At 55.4% G+C, this 11,858-nt stretch carries 9 protein-coding genes; 2 read left to right on the top strand and 7 right to left on the bottom strand.

Annotated features, from left to right (window positions below):
* Positions 1-12 precede the first annotated feature (12 nt).
* The 7 genes from J1779_RS17550 to J1779_RS17520 form a co-directional block, all read right to left on the bottom strand.
* Positions 13-1,062 carry a phosphotransferase gene (locus J1779_RS17550; protein ID WP_217204383.1) on the bottom strand — a complete coding sequence of 350 codons (1,050 nt, stop codon included), beginning with the start codon at positions 1,060-1,062 and terminating at the stop codon, positions 13-15.
* Positions 1,055-1,789, bottom strand: a complete 735-nt coding sequence (locus J1779_RS17545; protein ID WP_056779705.1) for an SDR family NAD(P)-dependent oxidoreductase — start codon at positions 1,787-1,789, stop codon at positions 1,055-1,057. Before J1779_RS17545 ends, J1779_RS17550 begins: the two co-directional genes overlap by 8 nt.
* A gap of 88 nt (positions 1,790-1,877) precedes the next feature.
* On the bottom strand, positions 1,878-2,705 hold the full coding sequence (locus tag J1779_RS17540) for an ABC transporter permease (RefSeq protein ID WP_056780139.1): 828 nt from the start codon (positions 2,703-2,705) through the stop codon (positions 1,878-1,880).
* 24 nt (positions 2,706-2,729) lie between these two features.
* Entirely contained in the window at positions 2,730-3,995 is a 1,266-nt protein-coding gene (locus tag J1779_RS17535) for an ABC transporter permease (RefSeq protein ID WP_122096853.1), read from the bottom strand.
* Positions 3,996-4,112: 117 nt separating this feature from the next.
* Complete coding sequence (locus tag J1779_RS17530; protein ID WP_217204382.1) at positions 4,113-5,141, bottom strand: ABC transporter substrate-binding protein; 1,029 nt, start codon at positions 5,139-5,141, stop codon at positions 4,113-4,115.
* A gap of 289 nt (positions 5,142-5,430) precedes the next feature.
* Complete coding sequence (locus J1779_RS17525; protein ID WP_217204381.1) at positions 5,431-6,885, bottom strand: NAD-dependent succinate-semialdehyde dehydrogenase; 1,455 nt, start codon at positions 6,883-6,885, stop codon at positions 5,431-5,433.
* Between the two features lie 8 nt (positions 6,886-6,893).
* Positions 6,894-8,162, bottom strand: a complete 1,269-nt coding sequence (locus tag J1779_RS17520) for a 4-aminobutyrate--2-oxoglutarate transaminase (RefSeq protein ID WP_217204380.1) — start codon at positions 8,160-8,162, stop codon at positions 6,894-6,896.
* A gap of 138 nt (positions 8,163-8,300) precedes the next feature.
* On the opposite strand from J1779_RS17520, the gene pdxR reads away from it, so the two are divergent.
* Positions 8,301-9,857: a MocR-like pyridoxine biosynthesis transcription factor PdxR gene (gene pdxR / locus J1779_RS17515; RefSeq protein WP_217204379.1), complete on the top strand. Its 1,557-nt coding sequence runs from the start codon at positions 8,301-8,303 to the stop codon at positions 9,855-9,857.
* A gap of 251 nt (positions 9,858-10,108) precedes the next feature.
* Positions 10,109-11,194, top strand: coding sequence for an ABC transporter ATP-binding protein (locus J1779_RS17510; protein ID WP_217204378.1), 1,086 nt, complete (start codon positions 10,109-10,111; stop codon positions 11,192-11,194).
* Positions 11,195-11,858 lie beyond the last annotated feature (664 nt).

The raw sequence follows: 11,858 nt of genomic DNA, 5'->3' as shown, positions 1-11,858 counted from the left end.
GCTGGCCTCCCGTTACATCAGTGATGAAGTGCAGGACTGACGGAAAATCGCGTCTGTCTGCGTAAAGGGTTGTTGCATCAGCCGTGAAAGACTGCGCCACGCGTGCGTCTGATTGCGCAGAATATAGTCACGGTTCAGCGGATAAAGTACCGCACGGTGCTGGGCGATCAGCAAACTCAGCGCCAGCCGTGATGCCACCAGTTCCGGCAACAGCTGAAGTTCAGCCTCGGTCAGCGGCTGCCGGGCGGTGTAGGCAGCAATCAGCGGGCGGCAATACAGAAACAGGTCGTCCCCGTTGCTGTCCAGCTGATAGGCCAGAGCGGTCGCCAGTTCATTGATAAGTGGAGCGTGAAGGGCATCGCCGAAATCGATGATACCGGCGATCCGCTGCGCATCGGCGCTGCACACCAGCACGTTGTGCGTGTTCAAATCGTTGTGGATCACCTGTCTGCGCAGCAAAGGGCTGGCAGGAACCACCTTTTGCTGATGCGTTTGCAGTACCCGCGCGATTGTGCGGCGTTGCTCCGCGTCAGTCAGGTGCGGCACCCAGCCCTGCATCCGTGACAAATCTGTGATATCCCACAGCAAATTGCGGTGCGCGCCCGCATGTTCAAAATCACTCAGCGCGATATCCAGACGCGCCAGCGTATCGCCCAGCGCCTGCATCAGTTTTTTGGATCGCGGCACCTGATACTGCGCCGTACCCGGCAGATAACTGACCGCGCGCAGGGTGAGATTTTGCCCGCTGATGTTCACCTGCGGCGTGAGTTCTCCGCCGCGGCTCTCCTGCAAACGGGGAACCGGCAACGCGCTGTCGCGCAGCGCCAGATGGCTGAGGATGGCCGTCTGAAAATCTACCTCGGCAGGCACTTCCGCCGGGTTAACAAAACGCAGCATGTATGCCCGGCCTGAAAGCGTAGTCAGGCAAAAATTGCTGTCGCGTTCGCCCCCGAGGATCTCAGCCGTGCCTTCCAGCCCGTAAACCTGCACCGCAATTTTCTCTGCCTGCAACGGCGTTACGCGCGGGACTTCTGTGGTCAGCAGTGAAGACGTCTCAGACATGTTGACCGCCGTTGACGTGGATCTCCGCCCCGTTGACGTAAGAAGCGCCGGAGGTGCAGAGGAAATAGATCAATGACGCCACTTCCTCCGCTTTGCCCAGACGCTGCAACGGCACGCTGCGTTCCACAATCTCTTGTGTGCCGGGCGAGAGGATGGAGGTATCAATTTCGCCGGGTGCGATAGCGTTTACGCGCACGCCGTGAGGCCCGAACTCGTGCGCCATCTCGCGGGTCAGCGTCGAGAGCGCCGCTTTAGAACAGGCGTAAGCCACACCGGCAAACGGATGCACTTTGCTGCCGGCAATCGAGGTGACATTGATGATGCTGCCCTGCGCCGCTTTTAGCTCATCGAACAGGCCGGTGGCCAGCATCGCGGTGGAGAAAAGATTGACGTTAAACACTTTCAGCCAGGTGGCGTAATCACTGTCGAGCACGCCGAGGCGACCGCCGGTGGCCGTTTTGGGTGACATCCCGGCGTTGTCTACCAGCGCATCCAGCCTGCCGCCGAGACGTTCTTTGATCATCGGCAGGGCATTCTGCACGCTGTCGATATCTTCCAGATCCAGATGAATATGGTTCAGAAAACCTTCTGCCCACGGACATTCATCCACCCAGTTCTGGCGCGAGGCCGTAAAAATCCGCCAGCCCGCCGCGTAAAAATGTTTGACCGTCGCGTGTCCGATACCCCGGCTCGCCCCGGTCAGTAACAATGTCTTTTTTTCGGTCATGGTGATTGCCTCGGTTGCTTTTGATATTTGATGCATCAGGAATAATCAAAAAAAGAGGACCTGTAAAGTCCTCTGATGAAAAAGTGGCTTAATGCGTGGCGCCGGAGTGACGCAGACGTTCGCCGCGACGGCGCAGCAGTTCCATCACCACCAGTAAAATCAGTGAGGCGCCTACCATCAGTGACGCCGCAGCGGCTATGGTCGGATCGAGATTTTCGCGGATTCCGGCGAACATCTGGATAGGGAGCGTTCTCTGGCGCGGGCTGGCGAGGAACAGTGTCACCACCACTTCATCGAATGACGCGGCAAACGCAAACAGCGCACCGGAGAACACGCCGGGTGCGATGAGCGGCAGGGTCACTTTGCGAAAAACGGTCAGAGGCGAAGCCCCCAGACTGGCTGCGGCCCGCGAGAGATTACGGTCGTAGTTTTTGAGAATCGCCGTGACGGTGATCACCACAAAAGGCACGCCAAGCATGGCGTGTGCCAGCACCAGCCCGAGGTAGCTGTTGAGCAGCGAAATACGTGCAAAAAAGAAGAACATGCCGACCGCGATGATCACCACCGGCGCAATCATCGGCGAAATCAGGACAGCCATCACCAGTGATTTACCGCGAAACTCCCCGCGCACCAGCCCGACCGAGGCCAGTACGCCCAGCACCGTCGCCAGAAGGGTCGCCAGCGGCGCAATCAACAGACTGTTCCCCAGCGAACTCAGCCATTCATCCGAATGAAAAAAGGTGTGATACCAGCGCAGCGAAAATCCGGTGAGCGGATAGCTGAGAAAAGACCCGGCATTAAACGACAGCGGCACGATGATCAGCACCGGCACAATCAGAAATAGCAGGATCGCCGCGCTGTAGAAGTTGAAAAACCAGCGCCATAAACGCAGCAACAATGCCCCTTTCTGTCTCATTTGATGTTTCATTTTCGGGCTCCTTTAATGCGCGGCAACTTCCGCTTTAGTGCGCGTGACGCGGATATAAACGATGTACAGCAACACCACAATCACCAGCAACTGTGTGCCCAGCGCCGCGGCCATTCCCCAGTTCATCGTGCTGTTGGTAAAGAATGCCACAAAGTAGCTGACCATCTGATCGCCCGGCCCGCCGAGCAGCGCGGGAGTGATGTAGTAACCAATCGCCATCATAAACACCAGCAATGCGCCTGCGGTGACACCGGCATAGGTTTGCGGCACATACACCCGCCAGAAAGCAGAAAACGGATGCGCGCCCAGCGAAATCGCCGCCCGCACATAGTTAGGTGAAATGCCTTTCATCACCGCATATAAAGGCAGCACGATAAACGGCAGCATGATGTGGGTCATCGAGATGTAAACGCCCAGCCGGTTAAAAACCATGACCAGCGGCTGATCGATAATGCCGGTGCCAAGCAGTGCGCGGTTGATAAGCCCGCCGGACTGCAACAGCACAATCCAGCTGGCGGTGCGCACAATCAGCGACGTCCAGAAAGGCAGCAGCACCAAAATCATCAGTAAATTGGCGCGCCCGGCGGGCTGTTTTGCCAGCCAGTAGGCCAGCGGATACCCGAGCAGCACGCAGCACAACGTCACGACCAGCGCCATCCACAGCGTTCTGAGCAGCACATTGACGTACAGCGCCTGATCCGCAGGCAGCGCAACGATGTGGCCGGTATCGACATCAACCTTGCGGTCAAACGCTGATAACAAATAGAGAGAGGTGACGGGTTTTGCCGCACGCCGGAGGGTCTGCCAGGTGCTGACTTCGCCCCACAAAGGCAGGCTTTGGATTAACGTTTCGCGCACCGCGGTGCTGCCTGCCGGTACATGGCGTAACGTGCCGGTGATCAGGCTGCGGTAGCGGTTATCTTCATAGCTTAAACGTTTGGCAATCGCCGCCATTTGCCCGCTGCTGCGTGCGTTGCGCAGATCAGACACCAGGGCGTTGAATGTCGCTTCGTCGGGCACGCTGTTGCCATCCCAGCGCGATAACTGCGTCACCGTGCCAGGCAGGGTGTCCCCCAGTTCGGGGTTGGTGACGCTTTTCACTAAAATCGACGCAATCGGAAACAGAAAGCTGACGATCACAAACAGCAGTAAAGGTGCAATCAGCAGTAAAGAGCGGCGGGTGTAAGCGGCCTCTGTTTTTCGCAGGCGTTGACGCAGGGTCGGGCCTGATGTCCCGGCGTCCGGCACCGGTGTGGTCAGCATGTCGGTTTGGCTCATATTTTTCTCCCGCAGCGGGTGTTCTGATGTCGTGTTTCACAGGTGCTGAGCACAAGAGAGTGCGGGCTGAATCACGGCAGCGAGTCTCGCCGGTTCAGCCCGATAAATGAAAGGGAGTTATTTCGCAGCCCAGGCGTTGAATCGTTGCTCGAGATCTTCTCCGTGTTCGATCCAGAACTGAGTATCCACCTGCAATGCGCCTGCCAGGTTTTTCTCACCCGTCGGGAGATTCTGCGCGTATTTTGCATCGATCATGCCGGTGACGGATTTTTCAGTCGGGCCGTAAGGAATGGTTTCGGCAAAGACTTTCTGATTCTCAGGCTTGTTGGCAAAGGCGATAAACTGTTCGGCCAGCTCTTTGTGTTTCGAGCCTTTGACGATCGCCCAGCTGTCGAGATCGTACAGGCTGTTTTCCCAGACCATTTTGAAGTCATGACCTTCAGCCTGTGCGGCGCTGACGCGGCCATTATAGGCCGAGCTCATGACCACATCGCCGGACACCAGCCACTGCAACGGCTGAGCACCGGATTCCCACCACTGAATATTGGGTTTGATTTGGTCGAGTTTTTTGAAGGCACGTTCCACACCGGCCGGGGTGGCCAGCACGTTATAGATGTCTGCGCGTTTGACGCCGTCGGCCAGCAGCGCAATTTCCAGCGTAAATTTGGCACTTTTGCGCAGTGCGCGTTTACCCGGAAAATCTTTCACATCCCAGAAATCCGCCCAGCTGGTTGGCGCTTTTTTCAGTTTGCTGGCGTCATAAGTCAGTACCGTTGACCACAGGAAGATACCCGCGCCGCATTCGGTGACCGCGCCCGGTACGTACTGTGTTTTATCGCCGAGTTTGTTCCAGTCCAGAGGTTCAAACAGACCTTCATCACAGCCGCGGATAAGCTCCGGGCTTTCGACTTCCACCACATCCCAGCCGACCTGTCCGGTTTCGACCATGGCACGAATGCGCGCCATTTCACCGTTATATTCGCCCGGTTCGATGGTGCCCTTTCCGGCAGCGGCGAAGGGTTTGTAAAACGCTTTATCCTGCGCGTCCTTATTCAGGCCGCCAAATGAGATCACGGTCAGAGATTCGGCCTGAGCCTGAAAAAACATACCGGCGAGGAGAGTGGTCAGTGCAATCTTCTTAAACATGCTGTGACTCCTGGTTAACTTAAAAAGTGCGGAAAGCGCTAAAGTAAACGGCGTGTTAAAATATGATGCATCATATTTTATGATGAAGCATAAACCATGCCATTCCTGTGGAGTCCGCCCGTGCGGCCTTACGCGCGAGGCGCAATGCCGTACGGACAGGCTTTGTTGAGGCAATATGTATTTTTTTTGCGCCTCATGACCACTCAGTTTCTTTTTATTGTTAAACCTTGCACAGCTTGTGTGCATCACTGCACGTTATCTGAACCTTTATCTGCGGCGTGGTGACGGATTACTCCGCCAGCTCGATGCACAGATATTTCATTTCCAGATAATCGTCCATGCCGTGACGTGACCCCTCACGCCCCAGCCCGGACTGTTTGATCCCCCCGAACGGTGCCACTTCGTTTGAAATCAGACCGGTATTAATGCCGACCATGCCATATTCCAGCGCTTCCGGAACCCGCCACTGGCGCGCCGCGTCACGGGTGAAAAGATAAGCAGCCAGCCCGAACTCCGTATCGTTAGCCATCGCCACAGCCTGCGCTTCGTCAGTAAAACTGAACACCGGCGCGACCGGGCCGAAGGTTTCTTCACGGGCAAATTTCATCGCTGATGTCACATTGCCGATCACCGTCGGCTGGAAGAAGGTTCCGCCCAGCGCGTGCGGTTCGCCGCCGGTCAGCAGCGTGGCGCCTTGCGACAAGGCATCAGCAATGTGTTCCCGCACTTTCGCAATCGCATCATGATCGATGAGCGGGCCTTGCGTAACGCCGGTTTCAGTGCCGTCGCCGACCTTCAGCTTTTGCACTTCTTCCACCAGCCTGGCGACCAGCGCAGGGTAAATCCCCTGCTGGACATAAATACGGTTGGCGCAGACGCAGGTTTGCCCGCTGTTGCGGAATTTCGACGCCATGATCCCCGCCACGGCGCGCTCCAGATTGGCGTCATCGAAGACGATAAACGGTGCATTTCCGCCAAGCTCAAGCGAGAGTTTCTTCACCGTCTGCGCGCTTTGCGCCATCAGAATGCGCCCCACTTCCGTCGAACCGGTAAAGCTGAGTTTGCGCACCACCGGGCTGTCGCACAGCACTTTCCCGACATCGCGCGCTGAACCGGTGATCACCTGCAACACTCCGGCCGGAATACCCGCCTCAATCGCCAGTTGTCCGAGTGCCAGCGCGCTCAGCGGCGTCTGTTCCGCCGGTTTGACGATCATCGTGCAGCCTGCGGCCAGCGCCGGTGCGGCTTTACGGGTGATCATCGCCGCCGGGAAATTCCACGGGGTGATCGCCGCGCACACGCCAATCGGCTGTTTCAGCACCAGCATACGTTGCGAGGCCTGAACAGGTGCCAGCACGCTGCCTTCGATGCGCTTCGCTTCCTCAGCAAACCATTCGATAAACGACGCGGCGTAGACGATTTCGCCCCGCGCCTCGGCAAGGGATTTGCCCTGTTCTGCGGTCAGCAACGCGGCCAGATCGTCGGCGTGCTCCACCATCAGTTGCGCCCATTTCTGCATCAGTGCGGCGCGCTGTTTGCCGGTTTTCTCACGCCAGCCAATCTGCGCCTGCTCTGCGTAAACAATAGCCTGCGCCGTTTGCGCCGGGGTAATTTGTGGCACGCTGGCGATCACCGCACCGGTGGCCGGATTGATGACGTCTTCACGTTTGCCGTTTTCGCTGTCCAGCCAGTCGCCGTTGATCAGGCATTGCTGGCGCAGCAACCTGTGATGTTTCAGTTGCATAGATTCCCTCAGCCAGCCAGTACGCGGGACAAAATCGCCAGTGCAGCTTTGAACTGAGCGTCGGGAATGGTCAGCGGATACAGGAAGCGGATCACGTTACCGTGTACGCCGCAACTCAGCATCAGCAAACCGGCATCCAGCGCTTTGCGCAGATACTGTTTAGTCAGTTCAGGAGAAGGTTTTCCGGTGGCCGGATCGTTAAATTCAGCCGCCACCATAGACCCGCGCGCACGCACGTCCACCAGCGCCGGGCAGCTGGCTTTGGCTTTTTCCAGCACCTCAACCAGTTCAGCACCGAGACGGTTAGCACGATCGCACAGCTTTTCTTCTTCGATGATATCCAGTACCGCCAGCGCAGACGCCACCGCCAGCGGGTTACCGGCATAGGTCCCGCCGAGGCCGCCGGGTTCAGGCGCATCCATCAGCTCAGCCCGGCCGGTGACACCGGAAATCGGCATCCCGCCACCCAGGCTTTTCGCCATGGTGACTAAATCCGGTTTAGCGTCGCCGTAATATTCCATCGCAAACATTTTGCCGGTGCGCGCAAAGCCGCTTTGCACTTCGTCGGCGATCAGCACGATGCCGTGACGGTCGCACAGCGCGCGCAATCCTTTGACGAATTCTTCCGGTGCGATGTTGAAACCGCCCTCGCCCTGTACCGGTTCAAACACTATCGCGGCGACCTGCTGCGGGCTGATGTCACTGCGGAAAATACGTTCTATGCTCTCCAGCGCCGCTTCTGTGCTGACACCGTGCTGCGCATTGGGGAACTGCGCGTGGAATACTGACGCCGGGAAAGGTCCGAAGCCCACTTTGTACGGCACCACTTTTCCGGTCAGCGCCATCGTCAGCAGGGTGCGGCCATGAAACGCGCCGGAGAACGTAATGATGCCAGGGCGGCCAGTGGCTGCGCGGGCAATCTTCACCGCGTTTTCTACCGCTTCAGCGCCGGTGGAGAAAAAGGTGGTTTTGGCTTTTCCCGCCACCGGAGAAATGGCGTTGATGCGCTCTGCCAGCGTGACAAAGCTGGCGTAAGGCACAATCTGATAGGCCGTATGCGTGAACTGATCGAGCTGTTTGCGGATGGCATCCACAATTTTCGGGTGACGATGGCCGGTATTGAGCACGGCGATCCCCGCTGTAAAATCGATGTACTCCCTGCCCTCTTCATCCCACAGCGTGGCATTTTCTGCTTTCGCTGCGTAGAAATCACACATGACGCCGACACCGCGTGGTGTCGCTTCTTTACGGCGTTTTTCCAGTTCGCTGTGACTCATCTCTTGCTCCTGCCTGAAGGCTGATATTTTGTAGGTTACGGGTAAAGGACATGTGAAATTTGTTATCCGCCCTTGTTTTTTATCCTGTCAGCGGCCCTATAATCCAGAACCAGTTCTGTTTATTTCGAGGATCCACTTTTGCGCTCTCTGCTCTCTGACCTCATTTTGCAACGGCTAAACGGCATTTCAGCGGCCTTACCCGGCACCCTGAATAAACGGGTTTATCAGGCATTACAACAGGCTATCTTCGATGGCAGCATCAGCCCCGGCAGCCGTCTTCCTGCCTCCCGTGACCTTGCTAAAGAACTGGATATTTCGCGCAATACGGTGCTCGCCGCTTATGAACAACTGCAGGCTGAGGGATATATTCAGACCCGAACAGGCAGCGGGACATTCGTCACCGCCGATTTACCGAAAGACGGCGTCATTGCCGATAAAACGGCGACCCAATGTTCACCGGTTCGCAGCCACGTCACGCTCTCCCGGCGGGGGTCGCAACTGCTGACGCGCACCGGCGTAGCCTCGCACCAGTGGGGCGCGTTCATGCCCGGCGTGCCGGATGTCACCCAGTTCCCGCATGATGTCTGGCGAAAATTGCAAAACCGCCTGAGCCGCCGGCTGCATCCTGAGTTTCTCACCTACTCCCGCCACGGTGGCTGCCCGCCCTTGCAGCAGGCGCTGGCCGACTACCTGCGCGTCGCACGCTCAGTCGACTGCACACCGGACCAGATCCTCATCACCGCAGGGACGCATCAGGCGCTGGATTTGCTGGCGAAAATGCTGTGCGATCCCGGCGATGTGGCCTGGATTGAAGAGCCGAGTTACTGGGGGATCCGTAACGTATTGTCGGTGAATGGTGTAGAAACACACCCGGTTGAGGTGGACGAGAACGGCATGAATCCGCCGGAATCCGCGCCCGAGAGCCGTGCGCCGAAGCTGATATGCGTGACACCGTCACATCACTATCCGCTGGGTTCGGTGATGAGCCTGGCGCGTCGACAGAAAATTCTCGCGATGGCGGCGCAGCAGGGAAGCTGGATCGTGGAAGATGATTACGACAGTGAGTTCCGTTATTCCGGCAGCCCGATCCCTGCGCTGCAGGGGCTAAGCAGCGATGCGCCGGTGATTTATATCGGCACTTTCAGTAAAACGTTGTATCCCGCCATGCGCATCAGCTATGTGGTTTTGCCCCGCCCTCTGGCATCGCGCCTGAAAATCGCGCATTCCGAGTTATACCGTGGCGGCAACGGGTTAACGCAGCTGACGCTCGCCGAATTTATCAGTGATGGACATTACGCCGCCCATATCCGCCGGATGCGGCTGATTTACGGTAAACGTCGCAGCGCCCTGACCCGCCTGATCGAACAGGAACTTGGTCCGGAATTTGTGTGTGAAAACAGTAACGCCGGGCTGCACCTGATCCTCTCACTGCCTGACGCGATTGACGATGTGGCCTTAAGCGCCGAGCTGGAACAAAAAAATGTGCTCACCCGACCGCTCTCCGCCTACTACCTGCGCCCCGCTCCGCGGCGTGGTCTGCTGCTGGGCTACGGGTGCGTACCGGAAGAGGACATCGGGCCAGCTTTCGCACACATCGCTGACTGTCTTAAGCGCAGGCTGCAACGCCAAGGTGCAACCCGGCATGCTGAGAAGATGAAAACTGAACCGGACGCAAACTTGCCTGATCCTGCATAACGTCGTTGTGAACGTGCTAGCAAAAAGTATTCACATTTTAAAAATAGCAATAAAATTCATAAGCCTGCGAGATTTCTCTCAGGCTATTTTTTTGCGCTAATTTGTCAGAAATGACTTGTTTGGCTCAGATACGGGTGGTAAAGATTTTTAATAACACCGCGCAAACGATCCTTCAGAGGATGTTTTATGCACAATCCATGCCGGTTTCTGCTGTCGCGTAATCGCGTATTTTTATCTGTGGAGTGTCTGTGATGAGAACGTATGTGAGCTTCAAAAATATCAAGAAGAGCTACGATGGCGATAAACTGGTGGTTAAAAACCTCAATCTCGATGTTCACGAGGGTGAGTTTCTCACCTTGCTGGGCCCGTCGGGGTCGGGCAAAACCACCAGCCTGATGATGCTCGCTGGTTTTGAAACACCGACCCAGGGTGAAATTCTTCTGCGCGACAAACCCTTGCACAACTTGCCGCCCCATCAGCGCGATATCGGTATGGTTTTCCAGAATTATGCGCTGTTTCCGCACATGACAGTGGCTGAAAACCTGGCGTTCCCGCTGACCATTCGCCGTCTGAACAAGTCTGACATCAAAGAAAAAGTCGACCGCATTCTGGACATGGTCAAACTGAAACCCCTGGCTGACCGCTATCCGGCGCAGATGTCCGGCGGTCAGCAGCAGCGTGTGGCGCTGGCCCGCGCGCTGGTATTTGAACCAAAGTTGGTACTGATGGATGAGCCACTTGGCGCGCTGGATAAACAATTGCGTGAACACATGCAGATGGAGATCAAGCAACTGCACCACATGCTCGATCTCACTATCGTGTATGTCACGCATGATCAGAGTGAAGCGATGACTATGTCAGACCGGGTGGCGGTGTTTAATGACGGCGTTATCCAGCAGATGGACAGCCCGAGCGTAATTTATGAGAAACCTGATAATGCTTTTGTCGCGCAATTCATCGGTGAAAATAACAGCCTGCTCGCCACGCATACATCAGCAGAAGGTATTTTTTACCGCGCATCACTCGATGACGGCACTGAGTTACGGGCAGTCAAGATTCGCCCAAGTTCGCCAGGCAGAAAAATCCTGCTATCGATTCGGCCTGAACGCATCACCGTAAATGATCATCAGCCGGGCATGGAAACGGTCAAAGCCAGAATCAAACAGTTTATCTATTTAGGCGATCACGTCCGCATGATCACAGAAGTGGCAGGGCAAGATAATTTCATGGTGAAACTTTCTGCCACCACGTTGCGTCCGGAATGGCAACCGGGAACTGAGGTTATGCTTTCATGGCAACCCGAGCACCTTCGTGCCCTTGATGTCATCACGCATTAAATCCGTAGAGGTATCATCCCGATACCTCTATAATCTCAACATCTCAACATCTCAACATCTCAACATCTCAACATCTCAACATCCTGTAATTCTGTAATTCTGTAATTCTGTAATTCTGTAATTCTGTAATTCTGTAATTCTGCAACCAGGCTAATTCCATACTCCTGGAATCCTTTGATTATTGAATCCACCGTTTTCAAACACCTTTAAATCCTATCATCTCAGGATGGTGAAATCTCCGGATTTAATTACAGAATCATCACATCCCCGGATACTACCATCGCTCTGGTTACAGGATCCTGAAATCCCAAGATTAAATCTCTGAATCCTGCAATCCCAATACTCCAGCCTGATAATCTCATGATACTGTAATCATAGAATTGCATCCCAGGATATTATAATCCTTAATAAATCCCAGAATCATTGAATCCCAACACCAGATAAGATAAAAATACATATATATTACATGCAGATATGCATAGATAGTGAGAATCCTGAAATCATATAATCACTCAACAATCCCAAGATTTCAGGATTATCGAATAATCATATAATCTCATGATTACGCCTTAAAGGTTATGCTGAACGTGACGCCATCAGCATCCTGGAATCTCATAATCATGGTGATTCTCAGGATGTTATAATCCCAGGATTATCACGTAGC

The organism is Rahnella rivi (assembly GCF_019049655.1).
In the GTDB taxonomy this organism is placed as follows: Bacteria; Pseudomonadota; Gammaproteobacteria; order Enterobacterales; family Enterobacteriaceae; genus Rahnella; species Rahnella rivi.
This window is presented reverse-complemented; position numbering and strand designations above follow the sequence as displayed.